We start from the raw sequence: 15,674 nt of genomic DNA, 5'->3' as shown, positions 1-15,674 counted from the left end.
ATTCTTCGGGGTGATTGCGGCGGCGGGTATGGACCGGCCCGCAATGAGCCGACGGCCGCAACAGCCCGAACACCCCGGCAAATGCGGCGGGGCGGGTTGGGTACAGCTTATCGAAGGAAGGTTCTGTGGCGACATAGGGCGCACAGGAGGCGCACGATGCGTGTCGCACGCCTCCGATGCGCTCTCCGCCCCGGAAAGGGGTGGTTGAGCCGCCTTTCCGACGATCCGCGGTCACGGCCGCGGCCCGGCGCCGGTTGCGGGAACCGGACCCCGGGCCGTGGCCGTGGACGCCGTACGGAGGGTGCTACACGAGGCCCAGCTTCTCGGCGGCGGTGACCGCGTCGACCGGGACGGTGACCGGCTGGGGGGCGCCGGCGACGGCCCAGTCCGGGTCCTTGAGGCCGTTGCCGGTGACGGTGCAGACGATCTTCTGGCCGGGGTCGACCTTGCCCTCTTCCGCCGCCTTGAGCAGCCCGGCGACCGACGCGGCCGACGCGGGCTCCACGAAGACGCCCTCCTGCGAGGCCAACAGTCGGTAGGCGGACAGGATCTGACGGTCCGTGACCTCGTCGATGAAGCCGCCGGACTCGTCCCGGGCGGCGAGTGCGTACTGCCAGGAGGCCGGGTTGCCGATCCGGATCGCGGTGGCGATGGTCGACGGGTCCTTCACGATCTCGCCGCGCACGATGGGCGCGGAGCCGGAGGCCTGGAAGCCCCACATCCGCGGCTTGTGCGTGGACAGGCCGTCGCGGGCGTACTCGGTGTACCCCTTCCAGTACGCGGTGATGTTGCCCGCGTTGCCGACCGGGAGGACGTGGATGTCCGGGGCGTCGCCGAGCGCGTCGACGATTTCGAAGGCCGCGGTCTTCTGGCCCTCGATGCGGACCGGGTTGACCGAATTGACCAGCGCCACGGGGTAGTTGTCCGAGAGCGAGCGGGCCAGCGTCAGGCAGTCGTCGAAGTTTCCGTCGACCTGGAGGATCTTGGCGCCGTGGACGAGCGCCTGGCCCATCTTGCCGAGCGCGATCTTGCCCTGCGGTACGAGGACGGCGCAGACCATTCCGGCCCGCACCGCGTACGCGGCGGCGGACGCGGAGGTGTTTCCGGTGGAGGCGCAGATGACCGCCTGCGCCCCCTCCTCCTTGGCCCGGGTGATCGCCATGGTCATTCCGCGGTCCTTGAAGGACCCGGTGGGGTTGGCGCCCTCGACCTTGAGGTGCACCTCGCAACCCGTGCGCTCGGAGAGGACCTGAGCGGGGACGAGCGGCGTACCGCCCTCACGGAGCGTGACGACCGGCGTCGTGCTCGTGACCGGAAGACGGTCCCGGTACTCCTCGATGATGCCGCGCCACTGGTGGGTGCCCTTGGTGGTCATGGGTCCTTACTCCCCTTCAACACGCATGATGCTGGCGACACCGCGAACGGTGTCGAGCTTGCGCAGCGCCTCGACGATCCCCGAGAGGGCGGAGTCGGGCGCGCGGTGGGTGACGACGACGAGCGAAGCCTCGCCGCTTCCGTCCTGTCGGCCTTGCTGGCGGACCGTATCGATGGATACGTCCTGTTCGGCGAAGGCCGTCGCGACCTGGGCGAGTACGCCAGGCTTGTCGGCCACGTCGAGGCTGATGTGGTACCGCGTGACGACGTCGCCCATGGGGCTCACCGGCAGACGCGTGTACGCGGACTCGCCGGGGCCGGGGGCCGCGTTGAGCTTGTTGCGGCAGACCGCGACGAGGTCGCCGAGAACGGCGGACGCGGTCGGCGCGCCGCCCGCGCCGGGGCCGTAGAACATCAGCTGCCCGGCGGCCTCGGCCTCGACGAACACCGCGTTGTACGCCTCGCGGACGGAGGCCAGCGGGTGGCTGAGCGGGATCATCGCGGGGTGCACGCGGGCCGTGACCGACTGCCCGTCGGCGGCGCGCTCGCAGATGGCGAGGAGCTTGACGGTGCAGCCCATCCGGCGGGCGGAGGCGATGTCCGCGGCGGTGACCTCGGTGATGCCCTCGCGGTGCACATCGCCGATCCTCACCCGGGTGTGGAAGGCGATTCCGGCGAGGATGGCGGCCTTCGCGGCGGCGTCGAAGCCCTCGACGTCGGCGGTCGGGTCGGCCTCGGCGTACCCGAGGGCGGTGGCCTCGTCGAGCGCCTCGGAGTAGCCGGCGCCACTCGTGTCCATCTTGTCGAGGATGAAGTTCGTGGTGCCGTTGACGATGCCCAGGACCCGGTTGACCTTGTCGCCCGCGAGGGACTCGCGCAGCGGCCGTACGAGCGGAATGGCGCCGGCCACGGCGGCCTCGTAGTAGAGGTCGCGGCCTTGCTGCTCGGCGGCGGCGTGCAGGGCCGCGCCGTCCTCGGCGAGGAGCGCCTTGTTGGCGGAGACGACGCTCGCGCCGTGCTCGAAGGCGGTCCTGATGAGCGTGCGGGCGGGCTCGATGCCACCGATGACCTCGATGACGACGTCGATGTCACCCCGTTTGACCAGGGCGGTCGCATCCGTGGTGATCAGCGCGGGGTCGATTCCCTCGCGCACCTTGGAGGGCCGGCGCACGGCGACACCGGCGAGCTCCACCGGCGCGCCGATGCGCGCGGCGAGGTCGTCGGCGTGCGTCGTCATGATGCGCGCCACCTCTGAGCCGACCACTCCACAGCCCAGCAGCGCCACCTTCAGCGGACGCGTACGCATCATCCGACCTCGTTTCCTTTACAACTGATGTGTGGACCAGTCTCACTCACCGGACGGGCGTTCCTGCCACCCGTCCGGATCCTGAGATGTTTACGGGGGTCCGGGGGTGTCCCCCCGGAAATACGGCATCAGCCGACATCGAGACGCAGGAGATCTTCCTCCGTCTCACGCCGGACGATGACCCGGGCCGCTCCGTCGCGCACGGCGACGACGGGCGGGCGCAGGGCGTGGTTGTAGTTGCTCGCCATGGAACGGCAGTACGCGCCGGTGGCGGGCACGGCGATCAGGTCGCCGGGTGCCAGGTCGGACGGCAGGAACGCGTCCTTGACCACGATGTCGCCGCTCTCGCAGTGCTTGCCGACGACCCGGACGAGCATCGGCTCGGCGTCCGAGGTGCGCGAGACCAGCGCGACGCTGTACTCGGCGTCGTACAGCGCGGTGCGGATGTTGTCCGACATGCCCCCGTCGACGCTGACGTACGTGCGCAGCCCCTCCAGGGGCTTGATGGTGCCGACCTCGTACAGCGTGAAGGCGGTCGGGCCGACGATGGCGCGGCCCGGCTCGACGGAGATCCGGGGGGTGGCGAGGCCTGCGGCCTCGCACTCGCGGGTGACGATGTCGCCGAGTGCCTTGGCGATCTCGTGCGGCTCGCGCGGGTCGTCCGCGGAGGTGTACGCGATGCCGAGGCCGCCGCCGAGGTCGATCTCGGGGAGCTCGACGCCGTGCTCGTCGCGCACCTCGGCGAGGAGCTGCACCACGCGCCGGGCGGAGACCTCGAAGCCGGCCATGTCGAAGATCTGCGAGCCGATGTGCGAGTGGATGCCGATGAGCTCGAGACCGTCGAGGGTCAGGGCCCGCCGTACGGCCTCTGCGGCCTGTCCCCCGGCCAGCGCGATGCCGAACTTCTGGTCCTCGTGCGCGGTGGCGATGAACTCGTGGGTGTGCGCCTCGACGCCGACGGTCACCCGGATCTGCACGGGCTGGCGCCGGCCGAGCCGCTGCGCGATGTGGGCGACCCGGGCGATCTCCTGGAAGGAGTCGAGCACGATCCGTCCGACACCGGCCGTGACGGCACGCTCGATCTCGTCGACGGTCTTGTTGTTGCCGTGGAAGGCGATGCGCTCGGCGGGCATCCCGGCGTCCAGGGCGGTGGTCAGCTCGCCGCCGGAACAGACGTCGAGGTTGAGCCCCTCCTCCTGGAGCCAGCGCACGACCGCGCGGGAGAGGAAGGCCTTGCCGGCGTAGAAGACATCGGCGCCGGGGCCGAAGGCGTCGGACCACGCGCGGCAGCGGGCCCTGAAGTCGGACTCGTCCAGGAAGTAGGCCGGGGTGCCGAACTCCTCGGCCAGCCGGGTGACTTCGATGCCGCCGACGGTCAGTGCGCCGTTCTCGTCACGGGTGACGGTGCGGGACCAGACCTTCTCGTCGAGGACGTTGAGGTCCTCGGCGGGGGCGGTGTAGTGGCCCTCCGTCATGACGTCGGCGTGACGGGGACCGGCGGGGTGTGCGGATCGGCTCATCGTGTTGCTCTGCTCTCTCGGGGCTCTCAGAGGTGTTGGGGCGCGCTGATACCGAGCAGGGACAGGCCGCCGGCCAGCACCGTCCCGGCGGCCTCGGCGAGGGCGAGCCGGGAACGGTGGGCGGCCGAGGGTTTCTCGTCCCCGACGGGGAGTGTCGGTACGCGGTCGTGGAAGTCGAGGAAGGCCGACGCGAGCGCTTCCAGGTGCCGGGCGAGCCGGTCGGGCGCGCGGTGGCGGGCGGCGGCGGCGAGCTCGGCGGGGTGGTCGGCGAGGAGGGCGAGGAGCGCGAGCGCCTCGGGGCTGGGGGTGTCGTCGGGCGTGCTCGTGAAACCGAGCAGCGCCGCGCCGCGGGTCAGCGCGCGGGCGCGGGCGTGGGCGTAGCGGACCAGGAACAGGGGGTTGCCCTCGCCCTGGACGAGGAGCTCGTCGCCGAGGGGGGCGCGGTCGTGTCCGGCGGGCCGCAGCAGCCCCCACCGGGTGGCATCGGGCCCGAGCCGGCCGAGCAGCTCGCCGGCGGTGGCGCCGGCCGGGACCGGCCGTATCTCCGTCAGCGGTGTGGGGGGCCGCCCCTGCGCGTCGACGGTGACCCCCAGACGTACCCAGTCCGGGTCGGGCGCGTCGTCGCAGCTGATGCGTACGAGCGCGCCCTGTGCGCGTACGAGCCGGCGCACCGCGTGGGCGGTGACCGCGGCCCGGACCTCGCGGGCGTGGCTGAATTGCAGCAGGTCCCCGGCGAGTGCCTCGCCATGCCCGTACCGCAGGCCCTGCTTCAGCACCTCGCGCACCAGCGCACGGTGCGCGGCCGCGTCGGCCGAGGCGTCGAGCGTGAAGTTCAGGAACCCGGGCCCGGTGATCTCGACCCGCCCGATCCCGGGCGCACCGGTGACCCGCACCCGCAAGATCTCGGCCACTTCCCGCGCGGGCAGCGCGGCGGGCCCGGCCAGCTGGAGGGCGACGGCGCTGGCGTAGTCGCCGCGTCCGCCGGGGCGTGTCCTCTCCACTCGCACGCGCGCGGGCACAGGCGCGCGCAAGGCGTCCTCGTCGACCGCGCGGCGCACGGCGCGCAGCACGGTCATGGAGAGATCGGCGGGGGTCACGGCACAAGCGTAGGGGAGGGAGGGGGGCCTTTCGCGAACCGGTTTCGCCATCCGGTCAGCCGGCGGCGCTCTCCGCCCGCCCGGCGCCCTGCCTGCCGTCGAGCACCGGCGGCCGCCCGCGCTCCATCAACTGCTGTACGACCCGCACCAGCTCGCTCGGCTCGAAGGGCTTGGCGAGGAAGGCGTCCACCCCTGCCGCGACGCCGTTGTCCACCTCAAACGGCGTGCAGGCACTGATGATCGCCACGGGCAGATGCCGGGTACGCGGATCGGAGCGCAGTCTGGTGGCCGTCTGCAATCCGTCCAGCCGGGGCATGACGACATCGAGCGTGATCACATCGGGACGGACCCGATGCACCAGATCCAGACACTCGACACCATCGGCCGCGGTCACGACCTCGAAGCCCTCAAGCTCGAGATTGACCCTGATCAACTGCCGGATGACCTTGTTGTCGTCGACAACAAGCACGCGGCCGCACTCCCCTGACACCCTTCGAGAGTAGGCGGGGCGGAGTGCCTGCGTCCGGGTTTTGCCCACTTCCGCCCCCGGACGGGTGGCGCGCGGAGTGGCCGGAAGTGCGTGCAAGCGTCGGGTCGGGGCTGCCGCCACCCCGGCGACGACGCGGAAATACCTGTTCACGGGCACCCGACGGAAGCTGGTAGTGTTTCACCCGTCGCAGAGCAACACAGCGATACGCCCCCGTAGCTCAGGGGATAGAGCATCGGCCTCCGGAGCCGGGTGCGCAGGTTCGAATCCTGCCGGGGGCACTTCTGCCGGAACAGCGCCATCGAGTCGCTGATCGGGCGAAGTGCCAGACTTCAAGAGCCGGACCCAGTCTCACTGGGTCCGGCTCTTTGTCGTTTCCGGGGCTCCGGACGTCAGTGGCGGTCAGACCGGCATGACCTGCACGTCGTACTGCGGGATCCAGCGGTTCCGGGTGACCAGCGCCAGCCCCTCGGCCTGTGCCTGCGCGATCAGTATCCGGTCGAAGGGATCGGTGTGCACCATCGGCAGCCGCCCCGCCCGCACACCGTGCGCGGCCGTGATGGGCAGGGCCCTGAACTGGAGGTCCCGTACCTGCTCGGCCAGGTCTCCGGGGCCTTCGAAGCTGCCGAGGAACTGCTTGACGGTGATCTCCCAGGGAGACACGGCGCTGACGTACACGGCAGGTTCGGTCTCCAGGAGTTCCTTGATCGAGGCGGGCAGCTGCGGCGAGTCGGCGATCCACCACATCACCACGGGCGTATCGAGCAGAAGCCGCATCAGCGCATCCCCAGAGCGTCAGCCACCGAGGCGTGCGCGTAGTCGAAGTTCTCAGGGATACGGATATGGCCCCGGAGCGAGCCCCTGCCCGGCCGCCGCACCTTTGGCCGTGGCGGCAACGTCCTCGCCACCGGTCGGCCCGCCTGACTGATCACGATCAGTCGAACGCCAACCACTTTCGTGCCCGTAAATCGCGGCCCCTGGTGGCGTACCCGGCGCCGGAACAACCTCTTCCACAGCGCCCTCACGACGAGATCACCGGGCCGGCCTGAGCCACTGTCCGTACGGTCAGGGGCTCGGCGGCGTGCAGACGTAAGGCCGGGCCTCCGTCGCTCAGAACGATGACGACGGCCAACCCTCCCGATGCGAATCGCTCGCTCCGGACCGCGCGGACCGTGTGCCAGGCGCCCCACGCGCGTACGCATTGGCCGGGCCGGACGGATACCGCCGCGATCTGCGCCTCGGCGGGAGCGGGGGCGGCCCCGGGTGCCAGCAGCTCCGCCCATACCGTCTTGCCGATCCCGGCCGGGCGCTCGTCCACACCCCAGCGGTGGGCCAGGGTCTCGACGAGCAGGAGCCCGCGCCCGGCGTTGTCCAGTTCGCCGGGCCGCTGCACCTCCGGCCGGCCCACGCCCGCGTCGCTCACCTCCAGCCGCAGGAGCTCGCCCCTCCCCCTGCACTCGATGCGTACGCCCACCATCCGGTCACCGGGTACGGGCACCCGTACCGCGTTGGTCACCAACTCGGAGAGAACCAACTCGCCCACATCGACGACTGGTTGTGCGGCCCGCCACTCCCCCAGCTTGGCGCGGAGCGTGGCTCTCGCCCTGGGGACGCTGCTGCGGCAGCGGGTCAGCCGGAAGGCCACTTCGTTCGGTGTAGTCATGACAGCCCCAAGAAGGTCGACATCGGTCGGAATCCCCTGGAGGGATGGCCAGTTCGCGGAGCGCGACGCCATCCCTGTGGCCATCACAATGGACGAGCAGGATGCGAATCTGCAACGTTGCCGACACACATCATGCCTATTTTCCCTCTTTCGAGTAACCTCGCCTCCTTCGAGCCGTCCCTTTGCTAAAGGTGTTCTCATGCCTGCGAAGCGCACCACCGCCACCCCATCAACCGTTCTTGGGCGCCAACTTGGCGATGAACTACGCCGACTGCGGGAGACCGCAGGGCTGACCACTGCACATGCGGCGGAGGCGCTCGACTGCACCAAGGGCAAGATCAGCCGCATCGAGAACGGCCGCGTCGCAGTTCGACTGCCCGACCTGACAGCAATGCTGCATGCGTACGAGGTCTCCGATCAGGAGATTCGCGATCGCCTGAGCGCACTGGCCCGCAAGGCCAACCGCAGGCGCCGGGAGGGATGGTGGAACCAGTACGGATCGGTCCTCGCCGACACCTACCGGGACTACATCGCCCTGGAAGCGATGGCAGGTTCGATCCGCACCTTCCAGGCGCAACTCGTCCCGGGGCTGCTTCAGACTCCTGAGTACATTCGGGCCGTGACCGTAGCTTCCCGGCAGTGGGAGACAGCGGATGAGATCGACAAGTTCGTCCAAGTGCGCCTGGCCCGGCAGGAACGCCTGGCGGACGAACAGCCGCTGCACGTGTGGGCAGTGCTCTCCGAGGCTGTCCTCCTCCAGCGGGTTGGGGGTTCAGAGGTCATGAACGCCCAGTTGGGGCACTTGTTGGACAGCTCCGAGAACCCCAACGTGACCGTGCAGGTACTGCCGTTCTCCCGTGGAGCCCATGCGAGTATGTTCGGCCCGTACGTAGTGCTGGGATTCCCCGAGGAGGGGGCGCTCGACGTGGTACTGGCGGACAACCCGTCGGGTTCCATGTGGCTGGAGCGGGAAGTGGACGTCTCCCGTTACCAGGACCTGTTCGACGCCGCTCGTACGTCCGCGCTCTCACCAACAGAGTCCCGCACTGTCATCCACCGCAGGGCCAAGGAGCACAGAGCATGAAGAGCGCACGCCACAGCACGCCGGACCTCTCGGGCGCGACGTGGCGCACCAGCACGTACAGCGGTGGCAACAACGAGTGCATCGAAGTCGCCGACAACATCCCCCACCTCGTCCCCGTCCGCGACAGCAAGCGCCCCGCCGGTCCCGTGATCGCCTTCGGCGCCGACGCCTGGCGCGCGTTCACCGGCGAGCTGGGCTGAGGCGCCGGCGCCGTACCGCCCGCAGGTCAGACCACCGGCAGCCCCGGTGCCGGGTAGCCGTCCATCAGGGCCTTCACCTCGGCGCGCACCGCCGTGACGGCGGGCTCGTCGCCGGTGCGGGCCGCGACGACCACTCGGTCGATCCACTCCGCGACCGTGGCCATCTCCGATGCGGGGATTCCCCGTGAGGTCAGGGCCGGGGTGCCGATGCGGATGCCGGAGGGGTCGAAGGGCTTGCGGGTGTCGTAGGGGACGGTGTTGTAGTTGACGACGATGCCAGCCCGGTCCAGGGCCTTGGCCGCCGTCTTGCCGGGGACGTCCTTGCCGGTGAGGTCGATCAGCAGCAGGTGGTTGTCGGTGCCGCCGGAGACGAGGTCGAAGCCTCGGGCGGCCAGTTCCTCGCCCAGGGTGCGGGCGTTGGTCACCACGTCACGGGCGTAGGCGCGGAAGTCCGGGGTGGCCGCTTCCTTCAGGGCTACGCCGATGGCCGCGGTGGTCTGGTTGTGCGGGCCGCCCTGGAGGCCGGGGAAGACGGCGCGGTCGATGGCTCGGGCGTGTTCGGCCCGGCTCAGCAGCATCGCGCCGCGCGGGCCGCGCAGGGTCTTGTGCGTGGTGGTGGAGACCACGTCCACGTGTGGGGCGGGCGAGGGGTGGACGCCGCCTGCGATCAGGCCCGCGATGTGGGCGATGTCCGCGACCAGGACCGCGCCCACCTCGCGGGCGATCTCGGCGAAGCCCGCGAAGTCGATCTCGCGGGGGACGGCGGTGCCGCCGCAGAAGATCAGCTTGGGGCGTTCGGCGAGGGCCAGGGCGCGCACCTCGTCCAGGTCGATACGGCCCGTGTCGCGCCGCACCCCGTACTGGACGCCGTTGAACCAGGTGCCGGTGGCCGAGACGCCCCAGCCGTGGGTGAGGTGGCCGCCCATGGGGAGGGACATGCCGAGCACGGTGTCGCCGGGCTTGAGGAAGGCCAGGTAGACGGCGAGGTTGGCCGGGGAGCCGGAGTACGGCTGGACGTTGGCGTGGTCCATGGCGAAGAGCGCCTTGGCCCGTTCGGCGGTGAGGGTCTCGACCTGGTCGATGATCTGCTGGCCCTCGTAGTACCGCTTGCCGGGGTAGCCCTCGGAGTACTTGTTCTGGAGCACGGTTCCGGACGCCTCGAGCACGGCGGCGGAGACGTAGTTCTCGCTGGGGATCAGGCGGAGGGTGTCGGCCTGGAGCTGTTCCTCGGCCACCACCAGCGCGGCGAGTTCCGGATCGGCCGCCGCCAGCGCGGGGTGGCGGGGATTCAGGGGTACGGACGCGGTCACGGGATCCTCCCGGGTCGGTCGCATCGCTGCGGCGTGGACCCGGATGCCCAGGCGGACGGCTCTCCGGCGATGACGCCCCGGGGCAGGCCCGGGGTGTGCCGCTCCCTCGTGGTCGATTCCACTGAGCACCCCCGTGGGGGATGCGCGCCAGTCGCAGTGACCCGCACCCTACCGGGCGGCGGGTTCCGGGCCGGGTAGGCGGAGCCGAGGAGTCGGGGCCCGGTACTCGGGGCCGGGGGCACAGGGGGCGTGAAGGGCGTGCGCGGGGTGTCACATTCCGTCCGGTTCACACCCCTTCACATGTGAGTGGACGGTGAAGAACGTGGGCAGATTCACCGGGACGGAGTCGGGGCTCAACGGTGGGGGGACCGTATGGAGTCGGGGGATCAGCAGCGCGCGGAGTCCGGGACGTGGGATGTGCCGCCGCGGCCCGCGCAGGCACCGCTGTCGGCGGGGCAGTCGCCGCCGCCGGGGCAGTCGCCGCCCGGGTGGGGGCCTCCGGACCGGCCGTCCGGGTCACCGTCCGATGAGCCCGCGGGGCCGGTGCCGCCCGGTGCGGTGGTGCGAGCGGTGGCTGTCGCTCTGCTCAATCTCACGGGTCTCGGGCTCGGGTATGTCCTGGTGCGCCGGTGGTTCCGCGCCCTCCTGTGCTGGGTGGCGACGGGCTGGCTGCTGCTCGCGGCGCTGCCCGCCGATCCCGACGGTATGTCCGGGGGCCTGGTCACCGGGTATCTCGTCGTGCTGGCCGTCGCCGCGGGCGACGGGGCGTGGACGGCGCGGCGCGCGGCGGTGGGCGGGTCATGGCGGCCGGTGGTCGCCGCCGGGGCGGGTCTCGTGCTGCCGGCAGTGCCTGCCGGCGGTGCGGTGTATTACGGCTCCGCGCAGGACGAGGCGGTCGAGCAGATGCTGCTCGACCGGCTGGACGAGGGTGACCGTTCGGTCGAGGCCGCATCGTCCAAGTCCTTCGGCGTGGCCGTGGAGGACTACCGTTCGGCGCTCGCCGTCTACCGCGAACTCGGTGAGGACCACGCCGGATCACGGGCCGGGAAGCTCGTGCCGGGGCGGCTGGACGCGTACTACAAGGCCATAGCGGCGCCGTACCGGCAGAAGAAGCACTGCGAGGCCGTCGAACCGCTGACCTATCTGCGTTCGGTGCCCGACTCGGTCGATCCCCGGCTGCTGGGTGACCTGGCCACCTACCCGGACGAGCCACTGGCCGATTCCCTGTACGCGTGCGGGGTCTCGCAGTTGCGGGCCGGGTCGGCGGGAGCGACCGGCGGGGCGCTGAGTGAGCTGCTCAGCACCTTCCCGGGATCCCCGCAGGCCGGAAAGGTCGGGCCTGCCGTCTCGAAGGAGATCACGGCACGGACGGGCGCGGTGCGCGGCGCAGCCCCCTGCGCGGCGACGGAGCAGCTGCGCCAACTGCGGGCGACGACGGCCTCGTTGCCGGACAAGGACATCGCGGCCCTGGCCAAGGAAGCCGACGGGGGAATCAGGAACGGCGTCTACGCCTGCGGGCTGGACGAGTTCAAGGGCAAGCAGTTCGGTGAGGCCCGCAAGACGCTGACCGGTTTCGCCGACACCTACCGGAAGGACAAGCGCCGGGCGCGGGCCCAGGACATCGTGATCGCCGCGGAGATAGCCGAGACCCGGGCGGCGGCGGGGAAGCGGCTGCCTCCCGCGAGCGCGCCGGGTGGTGCACGGATGGAGCTCGTCATCTCCAACGACGCCCCGGACGGGGTCGAGATCCTGTACACCGGGCCGGTCACCGGCCGGGTGAGCATCAAGGGCTGCGGGAACTGCACGGCGTACTCGTGGTCGACGGGGGCGCTGAGGGCCTGCAAGAGCACGGGGAAGAGCTATCCGCATGTGACGCTGCGACTGCCTGCCGGCGAGTACCACTTCCTGTACAAGCACCGCGGGGGCTCCGCCGGTTCCGGCGCCGATGTCACCAGTTACGCGGACGGCTCGAAGATCGAGCCCGGCTACCGGTACACCGGCTGCACCTATGTGACCACCTCGACGTCGTTCGGCGGCGGGCTGACGGATCCGGTGGTGTCCAGCGACTGACATGTCATCAGCGATCCGGATCTATCGGCAGCGACCGGACAAGGCGTCCGATCCTCGGCGATTCAACGCGAACCGGCAGTGGCACGGGCCCCCTTGGCCGTTTCTTGGTGAATGCATGCCCCCTGCATGAGGTGTTCCTCGCCAGAGTGGCGCATTACATGTGCACATCATTCGGCACATGCTCCACACGCGAGACCCACATCGCAGGGGGTTACTTTGAGAATCAGCCGCGCCCGACGACGCGCCGGGCTGAGCATGGCAGCGACACTGCCACTGCTCGCCGGTGCGCTCGCCCTCGGGATACCCAACGCCAGCGCGGATTCAGCGCCGAGCGGCCGGGACGCGCTGCAGGGCACCAAACCGGCCTGGGCCACCGCCACGGCCGACCGGGGAGCGACGGCCGACAGCGGAAAGGTCGCCGTCCGGGTCCACCTGGCCGGCCGGGACGCGAAGGGGCTGGCCGCCTATGCCGCCTCCGTCTCCGACCCGAAGTCGCCCTCGTACGGGAAGTACCTGAGCGCCGCGCAGGCGCAGGCACGGTTCGGGGCCACTCAGGAGCAGATCGACCGGGTCAGCAAGTGGCTGAAGTCCAGTGGCCTGACCGTCACCGGCGCCAACCAGCACTACGTCTCGGCCACCGGTGAAGTAGCCCGGACCGAGAAGGCGTTCGGCACCCAGCTGCGCAACTACCGCAAGGGCAGCCGGACCTATCGCGCCCCGGCCTCCACCGCCTCCGTGCCGGCCGCGCTGAGCGATGCCGTACTCGCCGTATCCGGCCTGGACAACGCCCCGCACCGGTCGAGCCACGACGAGGTGCTGCCGCCGCCGGACGCGGTGTTCCGCAACTCCGGCCCGTTCTCCTCGTACTTCGGGTCGAACACCGCTTCCTCGCTGCCGAGCGCGTACGGGGCCAAGGTGCCGTACGCGGTCAAGGGGTACACCGGCAAGCAGCTGCGTGCCGCGTACGGGGCCGGGAACTACACCGGCAAGGGGGTGACCGTCGCGATCACCGACGCGTACGCCTCCCCCACCATCGCGAAGGACGCCGCCGAGTACGCGAAGCGCAACGGCGACGCGCCCTACCGGCGCGGGCAGCTCAGCCAGGTGCTGCCGGCGGACTACACGAAGACCGAGGAGTGCGGCGCCTCCGGCTGGTACGGCGAGGAGACGCTCGACGTCGAGGCCGTGCACGGGGTCGCCCCCGATGCGGACATCGTCTACGTGGGCGGGGCCTCCTGCTACGACAACGATCTGCTCGACTCGCTGAACAAGGTCGTCGACCACCGGCTCGCGGACATCGTCTCCAACTCATGGGGCGACATCGAGGCCAACCAGACCCCTGACCTGGCGCTCGCCTACGACCAGGTGTTCAAGATGGGTGCGGTCGAGGGCATCGGCTTCTACTTCTCCTCCGGCGACGACGGCGACAACGTCGCGTCCACCGGCACCAAGCAGATCGACGTCCCGTCCAACTCCGCCTGGGTGACCTCGGTCGGCGGTACGTCGCTGGCCGTCGGCAAGCACGACGCGTACCAGTGGGAGACCGGCTGGGGTACGACGAACGCTCCCCTGGCGGCGGACGGCAAGAGCTGGACCGGCTTCCCCGGCGCCTACACCTCGGGCGCGGGCGGCGGCACCAGTTCCACGGTGAAGCAGCCGTTCTACCAGCACGGCATCGTGCCGGACTCGCTGGCGAAGGCGAACGGGAAGACCCGGATGCGTACGGCTCCGGACATCGCGGCCGTCGCCGACCCGAACACCGGCTTCCTGGTCGGCCAGACCCAGACGATGCCCGACGGATCGCTGGGCTACGACGAGTACCGCATCGGCGGTACGTCGCTCGCGGCCCCGGTCATCGCCGGTGTCCAGGCCCTGGCGCAGCAGGCCCGGCACGGGCTGCCGATCGGTTTCGCCAACCCGTCGATCTACGCCCGCTACCAGTCGAAGGCGTACCACGACGTGACGGACCACCCGCTGGGTGCGGGACGTGACCTGGCGGTCGCCCGGGTGGACTTCATCAACGGGTACGACGCGGCGGACGGGCTGCGGACCTCGGTGCGGAGCCTGGGCAAGGACGCCTCGCTCGCGGCGGTGAAGGGGTACGACGACGTGACGGGCGTCGGTACTCCGGCCTCCGGCTATGTGAGCTCCTACCGCAGGCGCTGATCCCCGGATCCCTGAGTTCCCGGATCCTCGGATCCTCGGATCCCCGGGCGCAGGGACGGAGCCGGACGGCCGTCGCGGGGCACGAGGCCCTGTGGCGGCCGTCCGGTGCGTCCTGGGGTGCGCTGGGGGCAGGACCGGGGGTGGCGCGTGTCAGGCCGAGGCGCGTTTGCGCGGGGCGCTCTTCGCGGATGTCTGCTTCTTGGCCGCCGTCGTCTTCTTGGCGGCGGCGGTCTTGGACGCCGTCTTCTTCGCCCCGGAACGGCTGCCCGACGCGCTCTTCTTCGCGGCCGCCCCGCTCGTACCCGCCGTGGACTTCTTTCCTCCGGAGGCCTTGGGCGAGGCTGCCGAGGGTTTCCCGCCGCCGGAGGCGGATTCCGCGCCGGCCGACGCACGTGACACCGACTTGCCGGTCGGGGTCCTGCGAGTGCCGCCCGATGCCTTGCCGCCCGATGTCTTGCTGCCCGACGACTTGCCGGCCGACGGCTTGCGGTCCGAGAGGGAGGTGACCTTCGCGACCTGTTCCTCGTCGCCGTCCGCCTCCTCCTGCGTGTCCGACTCCCCGCGAGCCTCCTTCGCGGCCCGGACACTGCTCTCCAGCGCGGCGATCAGGTCGATGACCTTGCCGCCGCCCGAGTCCCCGTCCGCGGCCGGCTCCAGGGCCTCACCGGAGGCCTTGGCCGCGATGAGTTCCTCGACCGCCTCGCGGTAGTCGTCGTGGAGCGAGTCCATGTCGACCTCGCCGAGCGTGTCCATGAGAGCGTCCGCCAGGTCGAGTTCGGCGTCGCGCACCGTCACGTCCGTCTCCGGCGCGACGCCCTCGGGGGCCCTGATCTCGTCCGGCCAGAGCAGACCGTGCATGGCGATCACGTCGTCGACGACCCGCAGCATGCCGAGGCGTTCGCGCCCGCGCAGCGCGTACTTGGCGAGGGCGACCTTCTGGCTGCGCTTCAGCGCCTCACGCAGCAGGGTGTACGGCTTGGCCGCCGGGACCCCGTTGGCGGAGAGGTAGTACGCCGCGTCCATCTGGAGCGGGTCGATCGAGTCGGCCGGTACGAACGCGACGATCTCGATCGTCTTGGCGGTGGGCAGCGGCAGCGCGCCGAGGTCCTCGTCGGTGATCGGGATCATCGAGCCGTCCGCGTCCTCGTACGCCTTGCCGATCTCGGGCGCGGCGACCTCCTCCCCGTCCAGCTCGCACACCTTCCGGTAGCGGATCCGGCCGCCGTCGGCGAGGTGGACCTGGCGGAAGGAGATCGAGTGGTTCTCGGTGGCGTTGACCAGCTTGATCGGGATGCTGACCAGCCCGAAGGAGATGGCGCCGTTCCATATGGACCTCACCGGTCACCCCTTGCGTCGGATGCATCCGGAATGCCCGTACAGATCCTAAAAGATCGGAA

At 70.6% G+C, this 15,674-nt stretch carries 13 protein-coding genes and 1 tRNA gene; 5 read left to right on the top strand and 9 right to left on the bottom strand.

Annotated features, from left to right (window positions below):
* Positions 1-304 precede the first annotated feature (304 nt).
* The 5 genes from thrC to OG782_RS25930 all read right to left on the bottom strand — a co-directional run bounded on the left by thrC (position 305) and on the right by OG782_RS25930 (position 5,766).
* Positions 305-1,375, bottom strand: coding sequence for a threonine synthase (gene thrC / locus OG782_RS25950; protein ID WP_406454846.1), 1,071 nt, complete (start codon positions 1,373-1,375; stop codon positions 305-307).
* Between the two features lie 6 nt (positions 1,376-1,381).
* Entirely contained in the window at positions 1,382-2,683 is a 1,302-nt protein-coding gene (locus tag OG782_RS25945) for a homoserine dehydrogenase (RefSeq protein WP_406454844.1), read from the bottom strand.
* A 125-nt stretch (positions 2,684-2,808) separates the two neighbouring features.
* Positions 2,809-4,200 (bottom strand): diaminopimelate decarboxylase, encoded by a 1,392-nt coding sequence (gene lysA / locus OG782_RS25940; protein ID WP_406454842.1) that lies wholly within the window; start codon positions 4,198-4,200, stop codon positions 2,809-2,811.
* A gap of 26 nt (positions 4,201-4,226) precedes the next feature.
* Entirely contained in the window at positions 4,227-5,297 is a 1,071-nt protein-coding gene (nrtL, locus tag OG782_RS25935; protein WP_406454840.1) for an ArgS-related anticodon-binding protein NrtL, read from the bottom strand.
* Positions 5,298-5,352: 55 nt separating this feature from the next.
* Positions 5,353-5,766 carry a response regulator gene (locus tag OG782_RS25930; protein WP_406454839.1) on the bottom strand — a complete coding sequence of 138 codons (414 nt, stop codon included), beginning with the start codon at positions 5,764-5,766 and terminating at the stop codon, positions 5,353-5,355.
* Between the two features lie 227 nt (positions 5,767-5,993).
* Between OG782_RS25930 and OG782_RS25925 the strand changes: the two genes are divergently transcribed.
* Positions 5,994-6,065 (top strand) — tRNA-Arg (locus tag OG782_RS25925).
* 121 nt (positions 6,066-6,186) lie between these two features.
* On the opposite strand, the gene OG782_RS25920 is transcribed toward OG782_RS25925, so the two are convergent.
* Complete coding sequence (locus OG782_RS25920) at positions 6,187-6,561, bottom strand: type II toxin-antitoxin system VapC family toxin (protein WP_406454837.1); 375 nt, start codon at positions 6,559-6,561, stop codon at positions 6,187-6,189.
* 244 nt (positions 6,562-6,805) lie between these two features.
* Positions 6,806-7,447: an ATP-binding protein gene (locus OG782_RS25915; protein ID WP_406454835.1), complete on the bottom strand. Its 642-nt coding sequence runs from the start codon at positions 7,445-7,447 to the stop codon at positions 6,806-6,808.
* Between the two features lie 199 nt (positions 7,448-7,646).
* Here OG782_RS25915 and OG782_RS25910 point away from each other — a divergent pair, with 199 nt between their 5' ends.
* Together OG782_RS25910 and OG782_RS25905 are read left to right on the top strand one after the other, a co-directional pair.
* Positions 7,647-8,531, top strand: a complete 885-nt coding sequence (locus tag OG782_RS25910; RefSeq protein WP_406454833.1) for a helix-turn-helix domain-containing protein — start codon at positions 7,647-7,649, stop codon at positions 8,529-8,531.
* Entirely contained in the window at positions 8,528-8,731 is a 204-nt protein-coding gene (locus OG782_RS25905; RefSeq protein ID WP_406454831.1) for a DUF397 domain-containing protein, read from the top strand. Before OG782_RS25910 ends, OG782_RS25905 begins: the two co-directional genes overlap by 4 nt.
* Positions 8,732-8,757: 26 nt before the next feature.
* Here OG782_RS25905 and glyA read toward each other — a convergent pair whose 3' ends face one another.
* Positions 8,758-10,041 carry a serine hydroxymethyltransferase gene (gene glyA, locus OG782_RS25900; protein ID WP_406454829.1) on the bottom strand — a complete coding sequence of 428 codons (1,284 nt, stop codon included), beginning with the start codon at positions 10,039-10,041 and terminating at the stop codon, positions 8,758-8,760.
* Positions 10,042-10,611: 570 nt separating this feature from the next.
* Between glyA and OG782_RS25895 the strand changes: the two genes are divergently transcribed.
* A complete protein-coding gene (locus OG782_RS25895) occupies positions 10,612-12,111 on the top strand; it encodes a hypothetical protein (protein WP_406454827.1) in 1,500 nt (499 codons plus the stop codon).
* 255 nt (positions 12,112-12,366) lie between these two features.
* The gene (locus OG782_RS25890) at positions 12,367-14,277 is read left to right on the top strand and encodes a protease pro-enzyme activation domain-containing protein (RefSeq protein ID WP_406454825.1); all 1,911 of its coding nucleotides are present in this window, start codon (positions 12,367-12,369) and stop codon (positions 14,275-14,277) included.
* A gap of 150 nt (positions 14,278-14,427) precedes the next feature.
* Here the strand turns inward: OG782_RS25890 and OG782_RS25885 are convergent, their stop codons facing one another.
* Positions 14,428-15,615, bottom strand: a complete 1,188-nt coding sequence (locus OG782_RS25885; protein WP_406454823.1) for a Ku protein — start codon at positions 15,613-15,615, stop codon at positions 14,428-14,430.
* Between the last annotated feature and the right edge of the window lie 59 nt (positions 15,616-15,674).

Source organism: Streptomyces sp. NBC_00876, assembly GCF_045207435.1.
Classification (GTDB): domain Bacteria; phylum Actinomycetota; class Actinomycetes; order Streptomycetales; family Streptomycetaceae; genus Streptomyces.
This window is presented reverse-complemented; position numbering and strand designations above follow the sequence as displayed.

What these genes read in the sequence shown, in the direction of transcription:
- thrC (WP_406454846.1), bottom strand. Translation starts at nt 1,375, where the DNA reads ATGACCACCAAGGGCACCCACCAGTGGCGCGGCATCATCGAGGAGTAC.
- OG782_RS25945 (WP_406454844.1), bottom strand. Translation starts at nt 2,683, where the DNA reads ATGATGCGTACGCGTCCGCTGAAGGTGGCGCTGCTGGGCTGTGGAGTG.
- lysA (WP_406454842.1), bottom strand. Translation starts at nt 4,200, where the DNA reads ATGAGCCGATCCGCACACCCCGCCGGTCCCCGTCACGCCGACGTCATG.
- OG782_RS25920 (WP_406454837.1), bottom strand. Translation starts at nt 6,561, where the DNA reads ATGCGGCTTCTGCTCGATACGCCCGTGGTGATGTGGTGGATCGCCGAC.
- OG782_RS25915 (WP_406454835.1), bottom strand. Translation starts at nt 7,447, where the DNA reads ATGACTACACCGAACGAAGTGGCCTTCCGGCTGACCCGCTGCCGCAGC.
- OG782_RS25910 (WP_406454833.1), top strand. Translation starts at nt 7,647, where the DNA reads ATGCCTGCGAAGCGCACCACCGCCACCCCATCAACCGTTCTTGGGCGC.
- OG782_RS25905 (WP_406454831.1), top strand. Translation starts at nt 8,528, where the DNA reads ATGAAGAGCGCACGCCACAGCACGCCGGACCTCTCGGGCGCGACGTGG.
- OG782_RS25890 (WP_406454825.1), top strand. Translation starts at nt 12,367, where the DNA reads ATGGCAGCGACACTGCCACTGCTCGCCGGTGCGCTCGCCCTCGGGATA.